This window comes from Leisingera methylohalidivorans DSM 14336, assembly GCF_000511355.1.
Taxonomy (GTDB): domain Bacteria; phylum Pseudomonadota; class Alphaproteobacteria; order Rhodobacterales; family Rhodobacteraceae; genus Leisingera; species Leisingera methylohalidivorans.
Map to the genome: position 1 here is coordinate 842,684 of NC_023135.1, position 24,003 is coordinate 866,686.

The 24,003-nt window shown below is 63.1% G+C and carries 18 protein-coding genes and 1 pseudogene; 10 read left to right on the forward strand and 9 right to left on the reverse strand.

All coding sequences use genetic code 11. The annotated features are described in order from the left end of the window. The first annotated feature begins 183 nt into the window (after positions 1-183). Complete coding sequence (locus tag METH_RS04220; RefSeq protein WP_052348663.1) at positions 184-1,662, forward strand: DUF6880 family protein; 1,479 nt, start codon at positions 184-186, stop codon at positions 1,660-1,662. A 520-nt stretch (positions 1,663-2,182) separates the two neighbouring features. Here METH_RS04220 and METH_RS23775 read toward each other — a convergent pair. The 9 genes and pseudogenes from METH_RS23775 to cofG all read right to left on the reverse strand — a co-directional run. Beyond that, a pseudogene (locus METH_RS23775) lies at positions 2,183-2,353 on the reverse strand (IS5/IS1182 family transposase); the annotation flags it as partial. Between the two features lie 241 nt (positions 2,354-2,594). Next, complete coding sequence (locus METH_RS04225) at positions 2,595-3,218, reverse strand: TetR family transcriptional regulator C-terminal domain-containing protein (RefSeq protein ID WP_024089175.1); 624 nt, start codon at positions 3,216-3,218, stop codon at positions 2,595-2,597. Between the two features lie 170 nt (positions 3,219-3,388). Then, positions 3,389-4,429, reverse strand: coding sequence for a TIGR03842 family LLM class F420-dependent oxidoreductase (locus METH_RS04230; RefSeq protein WP_024089176.1), 1,041 nt, complete (start codon positions 4,427-4,429; stop codon positions 3,389-3,391). A 25-nt stretch (positions 4,430-4,454) separates the two neighbouring features. Beyond that, positions 4,455-5,123, reverse strand: coding sequence for an NADPH-dependent F420 reductase (gene npdG / locus METH_RS04235; protein ID WP_024089177.1), 669 nt, complete (start codon positions 5,121-5,123; stop codon positions 4,455-4,457). Next, positions 5,120-5,893: a coenzyme F420-0:L-glutamate ligase gene (cofE, locus tag METH_RS04240; RefSeq protein WP_024089178.1), complete on the reverse strand. Its 774-nt coding sequence runs from the start codon at positions 5,891-5,893 to the stop codon at positions 5,120-5,122. The genes npdG and cofE overlap by 4 nt, the downstream gene beginning before the upstream one ends. Beyond that, complete coding sequence (gene cofC / locus METH_RS04245) at positions 5,890-6,549, reverse strand: 2-phospho-L-lactate guanylyltransferase (protein WP_024089179.1); 660 nt, start codon at positions 6,547-6,549, stop codon at positions 5,890-5,892. The genes cofE and cofC overlap by 4 nt, the downstream gene beginning before the upstream one ends. Continuing rightward, positions 6,546-7,514, reverse strand: a complete 969-nt coding sequence (cofD, locus tag METH_RS04250) for a 2-phospho-L-lactate transferase (RefSeq protein ID WP_024089180.1) — start codon at positions 7,512-7,514, stop codon at positions 6,546-6,548. The genes cofC and cofD overlap by 4 nt, the downstream gene beginning before the upstream one ends. Then, positions 7,511-8,794, reverse strand: coding sequence for a 5-amino-6-(D-ribitylamino)uracil--L-tyrosine 4-hydroxyphenyl transferase CofH (gene cofH, locus METH_RS04255; protein ID WP_024089181.1), 1,284 nt, complete (start codon positions 8,792-8,794; stop codon positions 7,511-7,513). The genes cofD and cofH overlap by 4 nt, the downstream gene beginning before the upstream one ends. Continuing rightward, entirely contained in the window at positions 8,791-9,933 is a 1,143-nt protein-coding gene (gene cofG, locus METH_RS04260; protein WP_024089182.1) for a 7,8-didemethyl-8-hydroxy-5-deazariboflavin synthase CofG, read from the reverse strand. The genes cofH and cofG overlap by 4 nt, the downstream gene beginning before the upstream one ends. A 239-nt stretch (positions 9,934-10,172) precedes the next feature. Between cofG and METH_RS04265 the strand changes: the two genes are divergently transcribed. The 9 genes from METH_RS04265 to METH_RS04310 all read left to right on the forward strand — a co-directional run bounded on the left by METH_RS04265 (position 10,173) and on the right by METH_RS04310 (position 23,961). After that, positions 10,173-11,744: a Re/Si-specific NAD(P)(+) transhydrogenase subunit alpha gene (locus METH_RS04265; RefSeq protein ID WP_024089183.1), complete on the forward strand. Its 1,572-nt coding sequence runs from the start codon at positions 10,173-10,175 to the stop codon at positions 11,742-11,744. Between the two features lie 15 nt (positions 11,745-11,759). Next, positions 11,760-13,199, forward strand: a complete 1,440-nt coding sequence (locus METH_RS04270; protein WP_024089184.1) for an NAD(P)(+) transhydrogenase (Re/Si-specific) subunit beta — start codon at positions 11,760-11,762, stop codon at positions 13,197-13,199. A 32-nt stretch (positions 13,200-13,231) separates the two neighbouring features. Continuing rightward, positions 13,232-14,551 carry an omega-aminotransferase AptA gene (gene aptA / locus METH_RS04275; protein ID WP_024089185.1) on the forward strand — a complete coding sequence of 440 codons (1,320 nt, stop codon included), beginning with the start codon at positions 13,232-13,234 and terminating at the stop codon, positions 14,549-14,551. Positions 14,552-14,611: 60 nt separating this feature from the next. Beyond that, the gene (locus METH_RS04280) at positions 14,612-15,862 is read left to right on the forward strand and encodes a Zn-dependent hydrolase (protein ID WP_024089186.1); all 1,251 of its coding nucleotides are present in this window, start codon (positions 14,612-14,614) and stop codon (positions 15,860-15,862) included. Positions 15,863-15,867: 5 nt separating this feature from the next. Beyond that, the gene (gene hydA, locus METH_RS04285) at positions 15,868-17,328 is read left to right on the forward strand and encodes a dihydropyrimidinase (protein ID WP_024089187.1); all 1,461 of its coding nucleotides are present in this window, start codon (positions 15,868-15,870) and stop codon (positions 17,326-17,328) included. 95 nt (positions 17,329-17,423) lie between these two features. Continuing rightward, complete coding sequence (locus METH_RS04290; RefSeq protein ID WP_024089188.1) at positions 17,424-18,914, forward strand: NCS1 family nucleobase:cation symporter-1; 1,491 nt, start codon at positions 17,424-17,426, stop codon at positions 18,912-18,914. Between the two features lie 325 nt (positions 18,915-19,239). Continuing rightward, positions 19,240-19,857 carry a cupin domain-containing protein gene (locus METH_RS04295; protein WP_084013759.1) on the forward strand — a complete coding sequence of 206 codons (618 nt, stop codon included), beginning with the start codon at positions 19,240-19,242 and terminating at the stop codon, positions 19,855-19,857. 26 nt (positions 19,858-19,883) lie between these two features. Next, positions 19,884-21,851, forward strand: coding sequence for an oxidoreductase (locus METH_RS04300; RefSeq protein ID WP_024089190.1), 1,968 nt, complete (start codon positions 19,884-19,886; stop codon positions 21,849-21,851). 337 nt (positions 21,852-22,188) lie between these two features. After that, on the forward strand, positions 22,189-23,961 hold the full coding sequence (locus tag METH_RS04310) for an acyl-CoA dehydrogenase family protein (protein ID WP_024089192.1): 1,773 nt from the start codon (positions 22,189-22,191) through the stop codon (positions 23,959-23,961). Positions 23,962-24,003: the final 42 nt, after the last annotated feature.

Genomic DNA, 24,003 nt, shown 5'->3' on the forward strand with positions numbered 1-24,003 from the left:
CCCGCATCGAAAATCCTTTATCAGTCCGGGATTTTTCCCTGTCAGCCGCATGCGGCATCGCAGCTTTCACATTGCCGCCATTGGGTCTTCCTGCAGTATTTTGTCGGCCGGACATCCGATACTTGCCCCCACGATCTGGTCGAGGCACCTATTGGGGTAACAGCCCACAATCGAGACCTGCCCATGGCCCGCAAACCTGCCCTCACCACTGACAAGCTGAAAGACCTCGGTGCCGGCAAGCTCGCGCAGCTGGTGCTGGAAGAAGCCGAGCGCAATGCGGGGTTCCGGCGGCAGGTCAAGGCGGCGCTGGCCGGGAAATCCGGCCCCGAGGTCATTGCCAAGCTGATCGACCGGCGGCTGTCCGGGCTGGCGCGGGCAAAGAGTTTCATCGAGTGGGGCAAAGCCCGCGCCTTTGCCGACGATCTGCGCAGTCTGACTGATACCCTCACCTCCGAGCTGGGTGCCGCTGCGCCGGGGCTCACCATAGACCGGCTGCTGCGTTTCATCGCCACCCATGAACAGGTGTTCGAACGCGTCGACGATTCTTCGGGCCGTGTTCAGGACGTTTATTATCAGGCAATCACCGCGACCGGTGATCTGGCGCAGAACCTGGCTGCACTCGAAGCGGATCTGCTGCCCGGGAAGATCATGACCGCCCTTGGCGAAAGCACTCACGGCTATCTGGCTGAGGTAACCGAAGCGGTTGCGCCGCATCTGCCGCAAGACAGTCTGGCGCGCTGGGATGCCGATCTGCAAGATGCCATCGCTGAGAGGCAGGCCGAGGAAGCGGCGCGCAAACCGGATGGCTGGTTCTACTCCATGACCTCGCAATGGGCCGCGATGCGCCAGACCATAGCCTCGGCGCGGGGGGATCTCGATCTGCTCATCGCGCTTGAGGCGAAAAAGCAGCCGCATATGCAGGACTATCTGGGGATCGCTGCGCAGCTTCTGGAGGCGGGCCGCAGCGCCGAGGCGCTGGATTGGGTGCGCAAACCGGGGCGGCGCGCGTTAGGCGAGACCGGTAGTGACCTGTCACCGGCACGGGTCAGCCTGGAGGCGCGTATCCTGGAAGCCACGGACGAAAGACCTGCCGCGCAGGCCCTGCGCTGGTGTTGTTTCGAGGCGACGCTGTCCGCCGATATCCTGCGGGAGCACCTTAAGCAGCTGCCGGATTTTGAGGATATCGAAACTGAAGACCGCGCCCATGCCCTCGCGTTGGAAAAGGCAAAGCCCGAGGCGGCACTGCAATTTTTCCTCGACTGGCCGCGACTCGATCTGGCGGCAAAGCTGATTGTGATGCATCCGCACCGCTGGAACGGTGGTGATTGGCACAGCTTGCCGAAAGCCGCGGCCCTTCTGGAACACGATTATCCGCTGGCGGCGACGATACTCTACCGCGCACTTCTGGACGACATTCTGGATCGCGCGCGCTCCAAGGCCTATAGGCACGGCGCGGAATACCTCGGGAAACTGGCGCTGCTGGCCGAAGCGACGGACACCACCCGCCCCAACGAACAGGCCGGCCACGCAGCCTATCTTGCCAAGCTTAAGACAGCGCACCCCCGAAAATCAGGGTTCTGGGCACGCGTCGGTGAGGGCGACCCAGCGCCGCCACAAGCCAGTAGGTCGCGTCGCCCTAATTGGGACAGGGGTGATGGGTGACGGGCCACAGGAAACTTTCACCGGCGGACCTCGATACTGCGGTACAGCCGGGCAAATCTGCCGTTCTCGCTTTGCGCAGCATTTTCTGTCAGCTAGCTCCACGGTGCGAGACGAAGCTGATGGAAGAAGTCCTATCTTGCGTTCGGTTCTTCTGATTTCCGAACATCGACCCGCCTTGCTACAAGGTTTCCAGCCTCGCTGCCCCCATGAGCATCTGTTTATCAGTGGCCAGATAGTTCGGTGTTTGATTCCTATAGGTGTTTATCAAGTAGAAACGCCTGCTCTGACGATATCTGTCGGGCGAAACACACAGCGTATCCGAGTTTGAATACTTGTCGACACCATCAATGCGTATGCTGATCTTGAACCGGTTTTGTGAGATGGTGATGTGTCCTGGAACAGTGGATTAGACTTTCGATAGGTCAAGGTCGTTGAGGGCGGGACGGAATTTTGCATGTTCCAGAATGGCGATGTTGCACAAAGAGGCCTGAAGGTTGATTGCGCCCTTTCCCGCCTGAAGTCAGGCGGCAGCTTCGATTTGGGCCCTGCAGAGGGCCGGGCAGCGGTTCATGATGGCAATGCGGATCTGGATCTCGGCGGTTTGGCGGCCGGGGTCTCGTGACATGACCCTTCCGCCGAAGAGCTTCAGGCCGTTCATTGGTGCCTCGACCCGGCTTCGGACATGGTGCCCCTCCTCGGATCAGGTCAGGTCCCAAACGCGTTTCCCCTGCCATAGCAGCGGCTGCCCATGCAGAAAGCCAAGAAATGAAACTCGCATGTGCATAAGTGGAAATTCGGCAATACTTTGAGTTTCCCCCTGCTGTCCGCCCCGTCCCCCCGATTGTCCGGCCTGGGCACCTGCGCCACGCCGACGTTTCGAAGCAAGCACGGATTTCAGGAAGCCTGCCGAAACAAGAAACGGGGCTGGCACGTCAGACTGTGAGCAGCTTTCTATACATCTCCAGGAGAAATACTTCGGCTTCGGCATAACGGTCTTCCGCTTTCGCTGGGGCGATCTCTTCGATTTGAACGTCGAAGTCGGCATAATGCTGAGTGGTCGCCCAAATCGAAAACAGAAGGTGGTGCGGGTCGACGGCCGCAATTTTCCCGTCGTGCATCCAGTCTTCAAGCATCACGATCTTGGTGTTGAACAGGTCTTTCAACGGTCCGAAAATCTCGCTGCGGGATCGCGGCAGGCCGCTCAGGACCTCATTTGCGAAGAACTTGCTTTCCTTGGGGAAACTCCGCGACATCTCCAACTTGCGCCGGATGTACTCGCAGATTTCGTCAATCGGTTCGCCGCGCGGGCTCAGCATGTTCAACGGCGCCATCCACAACTGAAGCGTGCGGGCCAGAAGTTCCCGGCGGATCGCATCCTTGCTTTCAAAGTAATACAGCAAGTTGGGCGTGGTCAGCCCGGCGGTCTTGGCAATCAGATTGATCGACGCGCCTGACGAACCGTGCCGGGAGAAGACCTCAAGCGCGGCAGCCATGATCTGCTCAGTCTTTTGCCGTTGAATTTTTGTTTTTGGTTTCTCTGCCGACATGCGCGCCATACGGAAATTGCCACTTCGTTCTAATATGAATTGGCGCCGTCATGTCATAATTCAAAGGCTAAGACCAGCAGGCGCAGGCTGAGGCTCCAATCCGGGAAGCCGCGCATATCAAGGCGCCGGCGGACAAAGGGGACTGTCCGCCGGCAGGTTATGACGTCAAAAGAGACGGGTCAGGATGCAGCCAGCATCGGGGAAGACGCACCAGCCTGTTCCCTGAATGCCGGGATGATCTTGTCACCGTAATCGGCGATGATTTTTTCCTCGTCGCCGCTGTCCAGGTAGATGTTGAACTGGGTGGTGCCGGCCGCCTCAAGGTCGCGGATCTTGGCGATATGCTCGTCCGGGGTGCCCAGCACGCAGAAGCTCTTGACGATGTCCTCGGTGATAAAATCGAGATAGGGGTTATCGCTCTGGCCATGCTTGGAATAGTCGTAGCCTTTGCGGTTCTCGATATAAGAGGTCAGGCTGGAGGGCACCTGATCGCTGTCGCTGCCGTATTTCTCGACGATGTCGGCGACGTGGTTACCGACCATGGCGGGGAACCATTTGGTCTTCTCGATACCTTCCTCAATCGAACCGGTATGGGCGGGGGCGGCGGCCATCACGCGATAGTTCGACATGTCACGGCCTGCGGCTTCACCACCGGCCTTTGCCTGATCCGCCAGCCATTTGATGATTTTGGGCTCGGCGATTTGCAGCACCACACCGTCGCCGACCTTGCCGGCCGAGGCCAGCGCCTTGGGACCGTATGCGCCGATCCAGACCGGCAGCTCATAGCCGTTGGCCCAGGGGAATTTCACCGGCTCGGGGCATTCGCCGTACTGGACTTCCTCGCCACGGATGAGATCCTTCACCACATGGGTGAACTCTTCCATCCGCTTGATGGTGGAGGGTTTCTTGCCCATCACCCGCACCGCGCTGTCGCCGCGGCCGAGGCCGATGTCGAAGCGGCCGTTCGACTGTTTCGCCAGCGAGCCGAACAGCGACGCCGCCACCGACCACTCGCGCGAATTGGGGTTGGTCACCAGCGGGCCGAAGCGCATCTTCTTGGTGTGTTCCATGCACATCGCCATGGCGACGAAGCTTTCGCGCCACAGGATGTGGCTGTCGTAGAACCAGCAGTAGGTGAAACCTGCGTTTTCCGCCTGGCGGACCAGGGCGCGGGCGCGGTCGGGTTCAACGAACCCTTTGAAGCAAATACCGAATTCCATGTGTGTTTTCCTCCTCGTTGGAATTTTAGTGTGCGGGCGGGCAGATGCGGATACCGGCATGGGTAAACGGCACTGCCTTGGAAATGTTCTGGCGGATCAGGATCGGGGTGATCGCCTCGATGCAGCGGGCCGCTTCGGCGTCGCCGGCGTTGTAGGCTTCGACGTCCAGCACGCGGACCAGCTCAATCACCTTTTTACGGGCGGGCAGACTGTCGCCGCAGATCAGAATGTCGCAGTTGATCGGCCAGTCCAGGTTGTTCAGCGTGGTGGCCGAGACGTTGTGCAGCGCGCCGATCACCGGGATACCGTCGCCCAGCAGCGCCTGCGCGGCCTCGGTAGCGGAACCTTCCGGCGGCATCTCGACCTTCTTGGGGTCGCCTTCTTTCAGCGGCACCACGATGTCGACCAGGATCTTGCCGGCCAGATGCGGTTTCAGCGCTTCCAGCGTGGCGTTGTGGGCCGAAAACGGCACCGCCAGAACCACCATTTCATCGGCGGCCTTAGTGGCGGCCTCATTGTCCAGCCCTTCGATCTGGGCGGTGCCTTCGGGCAGTTTTGCCATCAGGTCGGCTGCGATGCCGGCACTGCGCGCACCGTCGCGCGAGCCCAGTGCCACGGCGATCCCGGCGCGGGCAAAGCGCAGGGCCAGCCCTTGGCCTTGCGGCCCGGTGCCGCCAATGATTGCGATTTTCATCTGAACATATCCTCCTGTTTTTTCCGTATTATGTCGGCGCCGCGGCTGTCCGCGGGCTGCCAGTCCAGCCCCCGCAGCAGCACCGCCGGTGTTTTCCCGTTCTTGCGCACCACCAGCCCGGAAGCGGCGGAGATCTCATCCGCCAGCGCCGGTTCGGTGACCATCAGCGGCCGCCCCCAGGCGTCGAGGTTGCCCTGTTCCTGAATGGTGGCGGGCACCTTCGACAGGCCGATCGCCACGTTGATCTGGCCCAGCCGCCACGGACGGCCGAAGGTGTCGGTCATCACCACGCCGGTCTGCACGCCAAAGCGCTCGGCAAAGGCCTGCTGAATGCGCGCGCAGCTCGCGTCCGGGTCGGCGGGCAGCACCATGGCGGCGTCTTCCTCGCCGAAGTTCGATTCATCCACCGCCGCATTGGCCGAAATGAACCCCAGCCGGTGTTCGCAGATCATCGTCCCGCTTTCCTGATCGGGACGGCGGAAGGACCGCACCACCCGGGTGCTTTCGCGCAACACGATCTCGACCTTGCGGGGATCCTTGTTCAGCTCCTCGCCGTATTTGATCGCCTCATCCGAAGGGGTGACCGTGGACAGCGGGATGATGCAGCCCTCCGCCTTGGAGAAGACTTTTTGCGCGATGCACAGGATGTCGCCGTCCTGCGGGAACAGGCCGGCCTGTTCCATGCAGTCGCCCAGCACCTTGGCCAGATCGTCGCCGTTCTGGATGTCAGGGATGCCGGGCACGGCGGTGATGGATACGGACAGGCTCATCGTGCGGCCTCCTGCATCAGGAGCTGCGGCTGATGCGCCAGCAGGTGCTGCAGGTCGTCGGCCGTGTCCACATCCGCCCGCAGGCTGGCCAGCGGCAGCATCACCGGGCACAGGCCTGCGGCCTCGGCGGCCTGGCGGTGGGCGACCACGGATTTCACCCCATAGGCAAAGCGGAACGGGCAGGGCAGCGGCGCCAGCAGCGCATTGGTGCCTAGATCATCCGCCGGGCACAGCACCATCTTACCGCCCGCCAGATCATGGCTCAGCAGCCGGGCCAGTTCGGCCGGTTTCGGCGCGGCCAGATCGCCGGGCAGGACGCAGATCGCCGTGTAGCCGCGCTCTGCGGCCCAGCAAGCGGCGGTTTCCAACGCGTCCGACAGGCCGCTCGGGCACCCCTCGTCAATCAGCAGAAGCCCCATCGCCTGCGCCAGCCGGGAGATTTTTTGACTGGAGGTCACAACTGCGATCTCCACCCCCGCGCCGGGCAACAGAGCCAGCGCCTCTTGCAGACGGGTGACGTTGGCACGGAACAGGGTCAGCGCCAGCGTTGCGCGCCTCTCGGGGCTCAGCGTCGGGTCCAGCCGGGTCTTGGCGCGGCTGGGATCCTTCATCGGGATCACCACGAGCCGCTTGCCGGTATGGATCGCAGCGCTCATGCTACGGCCTCCGCCGCGGTGGGGGCGAGGCCAAGCTCGACCACCTCGCGCGCCAGCCGGGCCTTGTCGGCCTTGTCGCGCATCAGGATATGGGCGCAGATCGGCGTCATGCCGAAGGCGCGGATGTCATCGCCCAGGCCTTCGTCCTGATGGTCGATCACCAGCGTCTGAGCGATACCGGCATAGCGTTCCGCCACGCCCGCCGCATCGGCCCGCAGCCCCAGCGCCGCCATCATCCTATCGGCCGGTCCCTTGACCACCTTGCCCGCGATGAAGGGGCTGACCGCCACCTTAAAGGCGCTTGAGGCGCGCAGGGCGGCCTTGATGCCGGGGATTTCCAGCAACGGTGCGATGCTGACCAGCGGATTCGACGGCGCGATCACAATTAGATCCGCCCCGGCGATGGCCGCCAGCGCCTCCGGCGTGGGGCGGGCCTGTTCGATGCCGTCAAAGGCCAGCTCGCGCACGTCGGGCGCGCAGCGTTCGCGCACGAAATACTCCTGAAAGCTCAGCCAGCCCGCATCGGTGCGCACACGGGTCTGCACCCGGTCATCGGTCGGCAGCAGGATCTCTGCCGTAACCCCGAAGGCGCGGGCCACGTCGCGGGCGATCACGCTCGGGCGTTCGCCCTTGAGCCGCCGCATGGTGCGGTGGATGTGCAGGCCAAAGTCGCGGTCGCCCAGCGACATCCAGGTGCCGGCGCCCAGTTTGGTCAGCGTGTCCAGCGCCCGGTGGCTTTCATCCGCCACGCCCCAGCCCTGGTTGCGGTCGATCACATCGGCCAGGCTGTAGGTCAGCGTGTCGATGTCCGGCGACACCCACAGCCCGTGGAATTCATCATCATCCGCCACATTGCCGATCACCGACAGCTCGACATCCGGCAGCGCCGCCAGCCCCTCGGCCATCTTGGCACCGCCAACGCCACCCGCCAGCAGCGTGACCTTGTGCTTCACCGCGGCGCTCATTCCGCGGCCTCCAGCGCGCGTCGCTCGGGGAACATCTCGAGGAATGCCAAGGGGTTGCTGCCCTGCCGGTCCACCAGCGGCGCCAGTTCTTCCGGGTCGTGGTCATCATAGATGTCGCGGATTTCATAGATGGTGTTGCGGCGCACCGGCACCCGGCCCGCAGCCCGGATGATCTGAACCAGCTCCCGCGCCGTGATCTCCTGCCCGTGGCCCGACCCGGCCGCGCGCGAGATGCTCTCGTTCATCAGCGTGCCGCCGAGGTCGTTGACGCCGCGCGACAGCATCTGCTGCGCCCGCGCCGCGCCCAGCTTGGTCCAGCTGACCTGGATGTTGTCGATCCAGCCGTGCAGCATGATGCGCGCCACCGCATGCATCAGATCAACCTCCAGCGCAGTGGGGCCGGGGCGCACCTTGTCCGGGTTTTTGGCCCACAGCGGCGATTCGGTATGCACAAAGGACAGCGGCACCAGCTCGGTGAACCCGCCGGTGTCCTTCTGGATGTCGCGCAGCAGCCGGATGTGGGCGGCCCAGTGTTCCGGCCCGTCGATATGGCCGTACATGATGGTCGCGGTGGTCGGGATGCCGACCTCATGCGCGGCGCGGATGATCTCCACCCATTTCTCGGCGCTCAGCTTGTTCTTGGTCAGCTGCATGCGCACATCGGTATCGAGAATCTCCGCCGCGGTGCCGGGCATCGACCCCAGCCCCGCCTCTTTCAGATCCGCCAGAAAATCGTGATAGGACATCTTGGTCTTGGAGGCGCCGTACCAGATCTCAAACGGCGAGAACGCGTGGATATGCATGTCCGGCAGCGCCGCCTTGATGGCCACGACGATGTCCTTATAATAGGTGCCTTCCATTTTGGGGTGCAGGCCGCCCTGGATGCAGACCTCGGTCGCGCCGCGGTCCCAGGCCTGCTGCGCACGCTCGACGATCTGCTCCGGCTCCAGCCACTCGGCGTCCTTGTCCTCGGAGCGCTTGGCAAAGCCGCAGAAGCGGCAGCCCATGTAGCAGATGTTGGTAAAGTTGATGTTGCGGTTCACCACAAACGACACATGGTCGCCGTTGGCGCGGCGGCGCAGCTCATCCGCCACCGCATAAACCGCCTCGGCATCGGCGCCGGTTGCGCGGAACAGTTCGACGCCTTCCGATTCGGACACCTCGCCGCCCTCCAGCGCCATTTCCAGAATGGAGCGCACAGGGGCAGAGGCACCGGCAACGGCTACGGGCAGTGCGGCAGGCGGGGCGGCAAACTTTTCGGCTGGGTGCTGAAGGGTCATGCTGTCTCTCCGATGTGGCGTTGATCGCGGGCCAGCCCGCCGGGGCCGGCCATACCGGCGGCGCGGGCCAGAATGGCGGGGTTGATGAAGTCCTGCTCGCGGGTCAGGTAGCGGGGATAGACGGTCAGCCGCTCGCGCAGCTCAAACCCGGCTTCGGTGCTGGAGCGTGCCAGCGCGCGGATCTCGGGCCACTCGTGCTGCGGGTTGATGAAGTCGATGGTCACGGGCGAGATCCCGCCCCAGTCGTTGATGCCCGCTTCCAGATAGGCGATGTGGCGGGCGCTCAGATTTGGCGGCGCCTGCAGGCTGATGTCCTGCGCCAGGATGATCCGCGCCGCGGCGATGGTGCGCAGCATGTCCTCCAGCGAAGGCTCCGGGTGGCTGGCCATCTCGATATCCGGCTTGCGCTGGAAATTCTGGATGATGACCTCCTGGATGTGGCCGTGGCGGGCGTGGGCCTCGTTGATCGCGTGCAGCGCTTCGATGCGCTCGGCAAAGCTTTCGCCGATGCCGATCAAGAGGCCGGTGGTGAAGGGTACCTGTTTCTGCCCCGCCCGTTCCAGCGTGCGCAGCCGCTGCACCGGCACCTTGTCGGGGCAGGCATAGTGCGGCTGGCCTTTCCGGGTCAGGCGGCGGCTGACGGTTTCCAGCATCATGCCCATCGAGGCAGAGACCGGCCGCAGCACGTCGATCTCGTCATCGGTTAGGGTGCCCGCATTCACATGCGGCAGCAGCGAGGTCTCCCGCAACACCAGCGCGCACATGTCGGCCAGATAGGCAGTCAGACTGGAATAGCCAAGCCGCTCCAGCCCCTTGCGGGCCTTCTCATAACGCAGTTCAGGCTTTTCGCCGAGGCTGAACAGCAGTTCTTTGCAGCCTTCCAGCTCACCACGGCGGGCGGTGGCAAGCACCTGTTCCGGCGTCATGATATTTGCCTCGGAGGAATCGGGGTGCTTGACGAATGTGCAATACCCGCAGGTGTCGCGGCACATGTTCGTCAGCGGCACAAAGGCCTTGCGCGAATAGGTGACCGTGCGGCCCCAGTGGGTGTCGCGGATCCGGGCGGCGCGCATCATCAGAGCGCGCAAATCTCCGGTCTCCGCCCAGGCGGTGCCTGTGCTGAGCTTTTCGGTGTTCATGGGGTCCTCCCTGTGCCGCTTAGACTGTGGAGAAGGGGCGCGGCTGTCAAATATTTTTTTATCACTAGATCAAAAAAAATACCGTAAACCGAAAGATAGCCAATCTAGTAGGCTGTTTTGAAACGTCAAAAAATATAAGCTGGAAAAATTATTGACTACTAAGTAAAAAGATAAAATACTTTCCCCTAATCGCGGCCCCCGTTCAAACGGCCTGGGCTGCGCAAAGGGAGGACATCAAAGTGCTTATTGGAACGCCGAAGGAAACGGCGAATGCAGAGGCGCGCGTGGCGCTGACGCCGGACTCGGCGCGGCAGCTGCAGAAGCTCGGGTATGATTGCGCGATCGAGAGCGGGGCCGGGGCTGCTGCGGGCTTTTCCGATGCCGCCTATGAGGCGGCCGGGGTCGAGATCGTCAAGACCGCCGCGCAGCTGTGGAAAACCGCTGACATCGTCGCCAAGGTGCGCCAGCCGAACGAGACCGAGCTTAAACGGCTGACCAAGGGCAAGACGCTGATCTCCTTCTTCAATCCGGCCGGGAATGAAGAGGGCATGCAAGCGGCCAAAGCCAAGGGCGCCAATGTCATCGCGATGGAAATGGTGCCGCGGATCTCCCGTGCCCAGAAGATGGACGCGCTCAGCTCCATGGCCAATATCGCGGGCTACCGCGCCGTGATCGAGGCGGGCAACAACTTCGGCCGTTTCTTCACCGGCCAGATTACGGCGGCGGGCAAAGTGCCGCCCGCAAAAGTGCTGGTGGTCGGCGCCGGCGTTGCCGGTCTGGCCGCGATCGGCACCTCGACCTCGCTCGGCGCGGTGACCTATGCCTTCGACGTGCGGCCCGAAGTGGCCGAGCAGGTGGAATCGATGGGCGCCGAGTTTGTTTATCTCGATTTCGAGGAGGAGCAGCAGGACGGCGCCGCCACCGGCGGCTATGCCTCGGTCTCCTCGCCGGAGTTCCGCGAAGCGCAGCTGGCGAAGTTCCGCGAGCTGGCGCCGGAGATGGACATCGTGATCACCACCGCGCTGATCCCCAACCGCGAAGCGCCGGAGCTGTGGACCGAGGACATGGTTGCGGCGATGAAGCCGGGCTCGGTGATCGTCGATCTTGCGGCGGAAAAGGGCGGCAACTGCAAGCTGACCGTCGCGGACGAGAAGATCGTGACGGACAACGGTGTGACGATCATCGGCTATACCGACTTCCCCAGCCGGATGGCGGCGCAGGCCTCGACGCTTTATGCCACCAACATCCGCCACATGATGACCGACCTGACGCCCGGCAAGGACGGCCAGGTCAATCACGACATGGAAGACGACGTGATCCGCGGCGCCACCGTGGCCTTTGAGGGCGAGATCACCTTCCCGCCGCCGCCGCCGAAAGTGCAGGCGATTGCGGCCAAGCCCAAGGAGGCGGTGCCGGAGCTGACGCCGGAGGAAAAACGCGCCCGGGAGGTCGAGGCCTTCAAGGCGCAGACCAAAAGCCAGGTCACCCTGCTGGCGGGCGGCGGCGCGCTGCTGCTGCTGGTCGGGCTCGTTGCACCGGTCAGCTTCATGCAGCATTTCATCGTCTTTGCGCTGGCCTGTTTCGTGGGCTTCCAGGTGATCTGGGGGGTGGCGCACAGCCTGCACACGCCTTTGATGGCGGTGACCAACGCGATCTCCTCGATCATCATCCTCGGCGCCCTGATGCAGATCGGCTCCGGCAGCTGGCTGGTGATCCTGCTGGCGGCGCTTTCGGTCTTCATGGCCGGGATCAACATCTTCGGCGGCTTCCTCGTCACCCGGCGCATGCTCGCCATGTTCCAGAAATCTTAAAGCGAGGCAGGTTCAATGGATTACGGTTTCACCACCGCCGCCTATGTTGTTGCGGCTGTTCTTTTCATCCTGTCGCTGGGCGGGCTGTCAAACCAGGAAAGCGCCAAACGCGCGGTCTGGTACGGCATTGCCGGCATGGGCCTGGCGGTCTTTGCCACCCTGATCGGTCCCGGTTCCGGCCTGTGGCTGCTGTCGCTCCTGCTGATCGCGGGCGGCGGCCTCATCGGCACCTATGTCGCCAAAAAGGTGCAGATGACCGAGATGCCGCAGCTGGTTGCCGCGATGCACTCGCTGGTCGGCCTGGCGGCGGTCTTTGTCGGCTTCATCGCCCATTTCGAGATCGGCAATGTGGCGGCCTCCGCGGCCTCGGGCAGCACCGAAGAGCTCGGCACCTTCGCCAAGCTGATTGCCAAGAAGACCCCGGCCGAGATCGCGTTTCTGCGGGTTGAGCTGTTTCTCGGCATCTTCATCGGCGCCATCACCTTCACCGGCTCGGTTGTTGCCTTCGGCAAGCTGGCGGGCAAGGTGACCTCGGCCGCGACCAAGCTGCCGGGCGGCCACATGCTGAACGCGGGCGCCGCGGCGCTCTCCTTCATCTGCCTGATCTGGTACTTCAATTCCGGCGGTTTCCTGCCGCTGGTGCTGATGACCCTGGCGGCGCTGTTCATCGGCTACCACCTGATCATGGGCATCGGCGGCGCCGACATGCCGGTGGTTGTCTCGATGCTGAACAGCTATTCGGGCTGGGCCGCGGCGGCGATCGGCTTCTCGCTTGGCAATGACCTGCTGATCGTGGTCGGCGCCCTGGTGGGCTCTTCGGGTGCGATCCTCAGCTACATCATGTGCAAGGCGATGAACCGCTCCTTTGTCAGCGTGATCCTGGGCGGCTTCGGCGGCGCGGCGGGTCCGGCGATGGAGATCGACGGCGAGCAGATCGCCATCGACGCCGACGGCGTGGCAGCGGCCCTGGACGAGGCCGACTCTGTGGTGATCATCCCCGGCTACGGCATGGCGGTGGCGCAGGCGCAGCAGAACGTGGCCGAACTCACCCGCCGCCTGCGCGCCAAGGGGAAGACCGTGCGCTTTGCCATCCACCCGGTGGCCGGCCGTCTGCCGGGGCACATGAACGTGCTCCTGGCCGAGGCCAAGGTGCCTTATGACATCGTGCTGGAAATGGACGAGATCAACGAGGACTTCCCGGAGACCGATGTGGCGATCGTGATCGGCTCCAACGACATCGTCAACCCGGCGGCGCAGGAAGATCCGAATTCTCCGATCGCCGGCATGCCGGTTCTGGAATGCTGGAAGGCGAAACAGGTGTTCGTCTCCAAACGCGGCCAGGGCACCGGCTACTCGGGCATCGAGAACCCGCTGTTCTTCAAGGAAAACACCCGCATGTTCTATGGCGACGCAAAGGCAAGCCTCGATAACCTGCTGAGCCTTTCGGCCGCCTGACTCTGCAGTTCAATGGAAAAGGAAATCACGTCATGACTTCAGACCCCGCACGCAGGAACGACCTTGGCGCCTATTGGATGCCCTTCACCTCCAACCGGCAGTTCAAGCAGAGCCCCCGGATGATCGCCGCGGCGGAGGGCATGTATTATACCACCACCGACGGGCAGAAGGTGATGGACGGCACCGCCGGCCTGTGGTGCGTCAATGCAGGCCACGCCGCCCCGCGGATTACCGAAGCAGTGCAGAAACAGGTGGCGGAGCTGGACTATGCGCCTGCCTTCCAGATGGGGCATCCCAAGGCGTTTGAGCTGGCCAGCCGGCTGGCCGAACTGGCGCCGGGCGATCTGAACCACGTGTTCTTCACCAACTCCGGATCGGAATCGGTGGAAACCGCACTGAAGATCGCGCTGGCCTACCACAAGGCCAAGGGCGAGGCGGGCCGCACCCGGCTGATCGGCCGCGAGAAGGGCTATCACGGGGTCAACTTCGGTGGCATCGCGGTGGGCGGCATCGTCAACAACCGGCGCCATTTCGGCAGTCTGCTGACCGGCGTTGACCATCTGCGTCACACCCATGATCCCGAGCGCAATGCCTACAGCCAGGGCGAGGCCGAGCATGGCGTCGAGCTGGCCGAGGATCTGGTGCGGCTGATCGATCTGCACGGGGCGGAAACGATTGCCGCAGTGATCGTCGAGCCGATGGCGGGTTCCGCCGGGGTGATCCTGCCGCCCAAGGGCTATCTGAAACGCCTGCGCGAGATCACCCGCGAACACGGCATCCTGTTGATCTTTGACGAGGTGATTACTGCCTACGGCCGTCTGGGCCGTGCCTTCGGGGCCGATTACTACGGCGTGGAGCCGGACATGATTACCACCGCCAAGGGGCTCACCAACGGGGTGATCCCGATGGGCGCGGTGATGATCAGCAGCGAAATCCACGACGCCTTCATGACCGGCCCCGAGCATATGATCGAGCTGTTCCACGGCTATACCTACTCGGGCAACCCGGTGGCCTGCGCCGCGGCGCTGGCAGCACTCGACACCTACCGCGAGGAGGAGCTGTTCGAGCGCGCCGCCGGGCTGGAGGCGTATTGGGCCGAGGCGATGTTCAGCCTCAAAGGCCTGCCGCATGTGAAGGACATCCGCTGTGCCGGTCTGGTCGGCGCGGTAGAGCTGGAGCCGGTCGCGGGCCAGCCCACCAAGCGCGCCTTCGACACCTATCTGCGGGCCTGGGATAAGGGGGCGCATCTGCGCACCACCGGCGACATCATCGCCATGTCGCCGCCGCTGATCATCGAGAAATCCGAAATCGACACGCTGATCGGCATTCTGGCCGAATCGCTCAGCGCCTAAGGACATGCCCCTGCCACGCGGTCCAGGGCTGCGCGGCAGGGGCAGAACAGGGAGAAAGACATGAAAGACGTGCAAAGCAACGCCCGCATCAACGGCAGCCGCCTGTGGGATTCGCTGATGGAAATGGCACTGGTCGGCCCCGGCCTGCGCGGTGGCTGCAACCGCCAGACGCTGACCGACGCCGACAAGGAAGGCCGCGACCTGTTCAAGCGCTGGTGCGAAGAGGCCGGCATGACCGTCGGCGTCGACAGCATGGGCAATATGTTTGCCCGCCTTGAAGGCGCCGAGCCGGATCTGGATCCGGTGATGATGGGCAGCCATCTCGACACCCAGCCGACGGGCGGAAAATACGACGGCGTGCTGGGCGTGCTGGCGGGGCTGGAGGTCGTGCGCTCGATCCGCGATCAGGGGATCACCCCGCGCCGCCCGATCGTGGTGGTGAACTGGACCAACGAGGAAGGCACCCGGTTTGCGCCCGCCATGCTGTCCTCCGGCGTCTTTGCCGGTGTGCATACGCAGGACTGGGCCTATGCGCGCGAGGATGCGGAAGGCAAGACATTCGGCGAAGAACTGGCCCGCATCGGTTACGTGGGCGACGAATCGGTGGGCAGCCGCAAGATGCACGCAATGTTCGAGCTGCACATTGAGCAGGGCCCGATTCTGGAAGCCGAGGGCAAGGACATCGGCGTGGTCACTCACGGCCAGGGCCTGAACTGGCTGCAGGTGACGCTGACGGGGCAGGAGGCGCACACCGGCTCCACCCCGATGCCGATGCGCCGCAACGCCGGTCTGGGGGCTGCGCGGATCACCGATCTGGTGCATGAAATCGCGATGAGCCATCAGCCCGACGCCGTCGGCGCCGTCGGTCACTGCGACTACTACCCGAACAGCCGCAACATCGTGCCGGGCAAGGTGGTCTTCACCATCGACTTCCGCTCGCCCAGCTTCGACACCCAAGAAGACATGGAGCGCCGCCTGCGCGAGGGGGCTGCCAAAATCGCCGAGGAACTGGAACTGGGCCTCGAGATCGAGCAGGTCGGCCATTTCGACCCCGTCACCTTTGACGAAAACTGCGTCTCTGCTGTGCGCCGTGCGGCGGAGAAACTGGGCTACTCGCACCGCAACATCATCTCCGGCGCAGGCCATGACGCCTGCTGGATCAACAAGGTGGCACCAACCGCCATGGTGATGTGCCCCTGCGTTGATGGCCTCAGCCATAACGAGGACGAGGAAATCAGCCGCGAATGGGCCGCAGCGGGCACCGATGTGCTGTTGCACGCCGTGCTGGAAACCGCTGAAATCGTGGAGTGAAGACAATGACGAGCAGAACCGTAATCAAGGGCGGCACAATCGTCGCCGCCGACCGCAGCTATGCTGCCGATGTCGCCATCGAGGACGGCAAAATCGTGCAGATCGGCGCCAATCTGAACGGCGACAAGGTGCTGGACGCCGAAGGCTGCTATGTCATGCCGGGCGGCATCGACCCGCATGTGCATCTGGAAATGCCCTTCATGGGCACCCATTCCGCCGATGACTTCGAAAGCGGCACCCGTGCCGGCCTCGCGGGCGGCACCACGATGGTGGTGGACTTCTGCCTGCCCAGCCCCGGCCAGTCGATGCTGGATGCGCTGGAGGCCTGGCACACGAAATCCAAACGCGCCTGCGCCGACTATTCCTTCCACATGGCGGTGACCTGGTGGAGCGAGCAAGTCTTCAATGAAATGCAGCAGGTGGTGGATCTCGGCATCAACTCCTTCAAGCATTTCATGGCCTACAAGGGCGCCCTGATGGTGGACGATGACGAGCTGTTTGACAGTTTCCGCCGCTGCGCCGCCCTTGGCGCGCTGCCGATGGTGCATGCGGAAAACGGCGATGTGGTCGCCACCATGCAGCAGAAACTGCTGGCCGACGGCATCCGCGGCCCCGAGGGCCACGGCCTGTCCCGCCCGCCAGAGGTTGAGGGCGAAGCCACCAACCGCGCCATCATGATTGCCGACATGGCAGGCGTGCCGCTCTATGTGGTGCATACCTCCTGCGAGCAGGCGCATGAGGCGATCCGCCGGGCGCGTCAGAAGGGCATGCGCGTCTTTGGTGAACCGCTGATCCAGCATCTGGTGCTGGACGACAGCGAATACCGCAACCCCAACTGGGACCACGCCGCGCAGCGGGTGATGTCTCCGCCGTTCCGCGACAAATCCCATCAGGACAGCCTCTGGGCCGGCCTTCAGGCAGGATCCTTGCAGGTGGTGGCCACCGACCACTGCGCCTTCTCGGTGGAGCAGAAACGTTTCGGCATCGATGATTTCACCAAGATCCCCAACGGCACCGGCGGTCTGGAAGACCGGATGCCGGTCCTGTGGACCGAGGGTGTGGGCACCGGCCGCCTGACGCCGAACGAATTTGTCGCTGTCACCTCCACCAACATTGCCAAGATCCTCAACATCTACCCGCAGAAGGGTGCGATCGTAGAAGGCTCTGATGCTGATCTGGTGGTCTGGGATCCCAAGAAATCCAAGGTGATCTCGCCCGATACCCAACAGTCGGTGGTCGATTACAACGTCTTCGCAGGCCGGGAAGTGACCGGCTTGCCGCGCTACACCCTCAGCCGCGGCGAAGTGGCGGTGGAGGATGGCACGGTCTGCGCCACGCCTGGGCATGGGCGCTTTGTTGAACGCGCGCCTTTCCCAGAAGTGAACAAAGCGCTGTCGAAATGGAAGGAGCTTACCGCACCACGTCAGGTGCAGCGCTCGGCGGAGAACATGCCCGCCTGCGTCTGACGGCATTCCCCGGCTTCGGCCGGGGTGTTTTTTCATCTGCGGTGTTTAGGAGGACTGGCATCGCAGTTGGCCAATAAACAGGGAGGAAACTGATAATGGCTGATATAACAAGCGGTTATACCGCGCAGGGCGCCACGGCGTCACAGCAGGTAGACCTGAGCGGGATTGATCCCGAATTGTACAACGAAGACCAGCTGCCCACCACGGCAGAGCAGCGCACCTGGGACTGGCTGGCAATCGCTGCCCTCTGGGTCGGCATGGTGGTCTGCATTCCGACGTACCTCCTGGCCTCCTACCTGATCGGCTCGGGGATGAGCTGGGATCAGGCGGTGATGACCATTCTAGCCGCCAATGCCATCGTGCTGATCCCGATGGTGCTGGTGGGCCATGCCGGCACCAAATACGGCATCCCTTTTCCAGTGCTGCTGCGCTCTTCCTTTGGCCCCACCGGCGCCAAGATCCCGGCCGTGGCCCGCGGCATCGTCGCCTGCGGCTGGTTCGGCATCCAGACCTGGGTCGGCGGCTCGGCGATCTTCGTGATCCTGAACACGCTGACCGGCGGTGCGCTGGCCGGTGACGCGCTGCCGATCCTCGGTATCAGCGCGGGCGAGTTCATCTGTTTCCTCGCCTTCTGGGCGCTGCATCTCTACTTCATCGCGAACGGCACCGAGTCGATCCGCTGGCTGGAGACCTACGCTGCGCCGTTTTTGCTGGCGATGGGGCTGGCGCTGCTGGGCTGGGCCTATGTCAACGCCGGCGGCTTCGGCGAGATGCTCTCCACCCCCAGCGCCTTTGATCCGGGCCAACCCAAGGAAGGCCAGTTCTGGTCTGTGTTCTGGCCCAGCCTGACCGGCATGATCGGTTTCTGGGCAACCCTGGCGCTGAACATCCCCGACTTCACCCGCCATGCCCGCAGCCAGAAAGACCAGCTGCTGGGCCAGCTGGTGGGCCTGCCGATCCCGATGGCACTGTTTGCCTTTATCGCCTCTGCCGTGACCTCGGCCACCGTGGTGATCTTTGGCGAAGCGATCTGGGATCCGATCAAGCTGTCCGAGAAGATGGGCGGGTTTTCAGTGATCATCGCGCTGTTCGCGCTGATCGTGGCGACGCTGACCACCAACCTGGCGGCCAATGTGGTGGCGCCGGCACACGGTTTTGCCAACCTCGCGCCCAGCAAGATCAACCTCAAACGCGGCGGCTACATCACCGCGGGCATCGGGATCGCCATGTTCCCCTGGGTGCTGGTCAACCACATCGTCGGCTGGCTGATCGCCTATTCGGCGCTGCTGGGGCCGATCGCGGGCGTGATGCTGGCGGATTACTACCTGCTGCGCAAGACCAAGCTGGAGGTGGCTGAGCTGTTCAAGCTGAACGGCATCTATTCCGGCAAGAACGGCACCAACTGGGCCGGTGTCTGGGCGCTGGTGATCGGCATCCTGCCGAACCTGCCGGGCTTCCTGGCCGGAGTTGGCATCACTGCCGGCACCTCGGACTTCTTCGCCACGGTCTATACCTACGCATGGTTCGTAGGCCTGTTTGTAGCTGGAGCGGCCTATCTGCTGCTGGCAAAAGTGCTGAACAAGTGAGTACAGACCGGGGCGGTTCTTCTGCCCCGGTCTTCTTCCGGAATCAGGCGAACAGTCTTGCTCAAAGCCTAATGGATTGCCCGTGTCACTGTAACCAGGGCCGTGCAATCTGGCGGTGGCAGTGCGGTGACACTGCCCGCGCCGTGCCGAGAGCAGAATGAACTGTTTGAAACTGCCCGGCCAACAGTATGTGCAGCGCCTCAATTTACAGGCTCACTCAGGAACGTTAACGGCCGGAAGAGGACGTGCCTGGAGTTCGAAACTTCTTGACAGATTTTATGAAGGTATAATTATGCGGTCATAATTTTACAGTTGAGAGTTTTGTATGCCCAACCATCACGAAGGCGGCGTCGTCTGCAACGCCATCGACATAGACGAGGTGGAGAGTTCGCGTCTCAATCCGGGGCTGGGCGAAGATATCCGCGATCTGCGTAAGTCGAAGGGGCTGACGCTCGGAAAGCTCGCAGAACTCACCGGCCTGTCGACCGGCTTCATCAGCCAGATCGAGCGCGGCCAAAACCGGCCCTCTGTCACCGCGCTTTTCAAGATAAGCCGGGCACTGGGCGTATCGGTCAGCTGGTTCTTCAATGCCTCCTCCAGCGGGGACCGGAAGTCGGCAATCGTGCGGTCAGGCGATCGCAGGTCCATCGCGTATAGCGACGGTATCAAGGATGAACTTCTTACCCCGACCCTGGGTGGCGGATTAGAGCTGCTCTCCTGTGCCTTCGCTCCCGGCAGCGGTGTCGGGACCGTCTATTCCCATCAGGGCGAAGAGGCCGGGGTTGTGATCAGCGGCACGCTTGATCTCTGGGTGGGGGACACCCGGTACCGGCTCAATGCCGGCGACAGCTTTGGCTTCGACAGCGCCACGCCGCACCGTTACCGCAATCCATCCAATGAGAAAACCGTCGTCATCTGGGCGATTGCCCCATCCGGTTTTTAAGCACAGTGCATTTGCAAGGAACCAGCATGAGCCAGTCCCGTTTCCCCGCCCTCTTCTCGCCGATTACGATCGGCAATCTGACCCTCCGCAATCGTATTGTCTCGACAGGGCACGAAACCCATCTCAGTGAACATGGCAAGATAGGCGACGCCCTGATTGCCTATCACGAAGCACGCGCCAAGGGCGGCGCCGGGCTTATCGTGACCGAGGTCGCGCTTGTTCATCCAAGCGCGGTTTTTGTTGCCGATCCGATCCGCGTGGATACCGATGAGTGCATCCCCGGCTATACCCGGCTGGCCGAGGCCATTCACCGGCACGATACCGGTTTGATCGCCCAGCTGTTCCACCCCGGCCGGGAGATGCTGGCCTCGGAAGACGGCACCGCGCCGGTCTCCTACAGCGCATCGGCCGTCCCGAACGAGCGGTTCCACGTCATGCCCCGACCGATGCCCCTCGAAATGATCGCGGAGGTCATTGCATCCTATGGCGATGCGGCGCGCCGGATGCAGGCCGCAGGCCTCGATGGCGTGGAAATCGTCGGCTCGCACGGATACCTGCCCGCCCAGTTTCTGAACCCTCATGTCAACAAACGCGAGGATCATTACGGTGGCAGCTCGTTGGCCGGCCGGACACGGTTCATCCGCGAGATCATCGAGGATATCCGTCGCAAGACCGGCCCTGGTTTTGCCGTCGGACTGCGGCTTTCTGGCGACGAGATGAGCCACGACGGGGCCGGTCAGGCGGCGATGCTCGACGCATGCGAACGCATCGCGGCAGACAACGCGCCCGATTACTTCAGCGTTGTCGCGGGATCTTCGGCGACGCTTGCGGGGTCTGTTCATATCGCGCCGCCTATGTATCAGGAGGCCGGTTACACGGCACCGCTGGGGCAGGGCATACGGGAACGCACCGGCATCACGACCATTGTCACGGGGCGGATCAACCAGCCTCAGGAGGCGGAGAAGATCATCTCGTCTGGTCAGGCGGATATGTGCGGCATGACACGGGCAATGATCTGCGATCCGCTGATCGCCAGCAAAGCCGAGGCGGGGCGCACCGACGATATCCGCGCCTGTATCGGCTGCAACCAGGCCTGTATCGGCCATTTTCACGCGGGCTATCCGATTTCCTGCATTCAGAACCCAGTGAGCGGCCGCGAGCTGCGTTTGGGGGAAGCGCCCGGGATCTCAGGCAAGCGCCGTGTGATGGTTATTGGAGGCGGCCCCGCCGGCATGAAGGCTGCAGCGGCAGCCGCGGAGCGGGGCCATGCTGTCACGCTGTTTGAACGCGACACCCAGCTGGGCGGGCAGGCGCGGCTTGCTCAGCTGCTTCCGCATCGCGCGGAATTTGGCGGGATCATCACCAATCTGACGCGCGAACTGGAGCTTGCGGGCGTTGAGGTGCGCAAAGGTGTGGCCGTGGATGCGGACTTAATCCGGGAACAAGCGCCGGACGCGATCATCCTTGCTACAGGTGCCACACCCCGCTGGCCTGATTTCGAAGGGCGCGACGACTTGCATGTTGTCGACGCCTGGCAGGTATTGCGGGGCGAAGCGAAGGTCGGCAAGTCTGTTGTGGTTGCCGACTGGCGCGCCGATTGGATCGGTATCGGGGTGGCGGAACGTCTCGCGCAGAATGGCCATTCGGTGCGGCTTGCGGTCAACGGCTATATGCCCGGCCAGACCATTCAGATGTATGTGCGCGATGCCGGCATCGGGCGTTTGCACAGCCTCGGGGTCGAAACACTGCCGTATATGCGCCTTTTCGGAGCCGACGAAGACAGCGTCTATCTACAGCATATCATGAACGACGAGCCGGTGATTTGCGAAGGGGTGGACACGCTGGTCCTGTGTCAGGGCCACACCCCTGAAAATGCATTCGAGGGCATCGTGCGGGACCTGGGCATCGAGTTTCACCTCGCGGGCGATTGCATTGCACCGCGGACAGCCGAAGAGGCGGTGCTGGAAGGTCTTCACGCAGGCCGTGCCGTTTAACGAAACCTTCGGGAGGGCAGGCCGTCCTGCGCTTCCGGGGCCGTTTCATGCGCAATGCACGGGCCTGCGCCAACCGGGAGGACCGCCCGACCGTTCCCGCGGCGCTGCATGGCACTGGAAATTGCCGCGGCCATCTGCGGCACTGCCCCCATGGGGTCGGCGGCACTCACCGCCTGTTGACTGGGGTTCAGCCGGGGCCGATGATCAGCGTCATACCATTTCCCGGGCACGATCCGCCGTTTGTCACTTTCGGATAGGACTTTGTCCCCTATGCACATGGATCGGTTGCCGGCCAAGGTGTAGCTGGCGTGAAGGAACTTAAATTCGGAGCAACGAAATGACCTATCAGGCGCCGGTTCGCGATATCATGTTCAACATCGAGCATCTGTCTGACTGGCCCGGGGTCTCATCGCTGGCGGCCTATTCCGGGGTTGAAACCGGCGATGTCCAGGCCGCGCTGGAAGGGTTCGGGCGCTTCTGTTCGGAGGTTATTGCCCCGCTTTCGGCACAGGGCGACGCAACCGGCGCGCGGTTCGACGGTGAAAAGGTCGTGATGCCCGGGCCATACTTGCAGGCTTATGCGCAATACGCCGGGATGGGCTGGCAAAGCCTGCCGCACCCGGAGGAATTCGGCGGGATGGGGCTGCCGCGGGCTGCCGGAGCCGCCGCGACGGAGATATTGAACGCAGCGGATATGAGCTTCGGGCTGTGCCCGCTTTTGACCGACGGGGCGGTTGAGGCGCTGTTGCTTACCGGGTCCGGCGCGCAGAAACAGCGATACCTCGAGCCGATGATTTCAGGCCGATGGTCCGGCACCATGAACTTGACGGAACCTCAGGCCGGCAGCGATTTGGGGCGCGTGCGGTGCAAGGCGGAACCCGGTGCGGATGGTGCCTATTCGATCAGCGGAACAAAGATCTTCATCACCTATGGCGCGCACAGCCTGACCGAAAACATCGTTCATCTGGTCTTGGCAAGAACCCCTGGCGCCCCGGCTGGCCCAAAGGGGCTGAGCCTGTTCATTGTGCCCAAATTCCTGGTCCAGGAGGACGGATCGCTTGGCCGCCGCAACACCGTTCAATGTGTCAGCATTGAGCACAAGCTGGGCGTCAGGGCGAGCCCGACCGCGGTTCTGGAATTCCAAGGCGCCACCGGCTTTCTGGTGGGAGAGGAGAACCGGGGCCTTGAATATATGTTCGTGATGATGCGGGCTGCGCGGTTTTCCGTGGGCGTGCAGGGGGTTGCCGTATCTGAACGGGCGTATCAGCACGCCTTGCGCTACGCGCAGGAGCGGGTGCAGAGCCGCCCGGTCGACGGCAGTTCCAAAGAAGCAGTGCCGATCCTTCAGCACCCGGATGTGCGGCGGTTGCTGCTGCGGATGCGGGCCTTGGTCGAAGGCGGGCGGGCTTTGGCAATGGCCACAGCCGGATGGCTTGATCTGGCGCAGCACGCCGAGGCCGAAACCGCCCGCGAGGCGGCGGAGATGGCCGAATTCCTGGTTCCGCTGGTCAAGGGGTGCTGCACGGAACGGTCCGTTGAGGTCACCTCAATGGGCCTGCAGGTTCACGGCGGCATGGGGTTCATCGAAGAAACCGGGGTGGCGCAGTTCTACCGGGATGCCAGGATCCTGCCGATTTACGAAGGCACGACGGCGATCCAGGCCAATGATCTGCTGGGCCGCAAAGTGCTGCGGGACGGCGGCAGCACCGCCCGCCGCTTTGCCGGAATGGTCTCAGCGGCTGAGGCGGAGTTGCGCAAGGGCAGCGCAAAGGCGCAGCTGGTTGCGGACCGCCTGGGGCAGGCGCGCCGCGCATTTGAGGCCAGCCTTGCCTGGCTTCTGGAGACCGCGCCCGACGACCCCAATGCGGCATATGCCGGCAGTGTTCCCTTTCTGATGCTGGCAGGCAATCTTGCCGCAGGCTGGCAGCTGGGCAGGTCTGTCCTGGCCGCTGAAGCCAAGCTGGAACAGGGCGAAGATACAGCCTTCATGACGCAGAAAATCGCCACCGCAGTGTTTTACGCGCAGCATATTCTTGTGGAATGCGGAACGGAAAGCGCCCGGGTCATCGACGGCAGCGAAAGTCTGTTCGATGCAGGGTTTGAAAACTGAACAACGGAAATTCATGGCACGGATCGGTGCCGGACAGTAAGG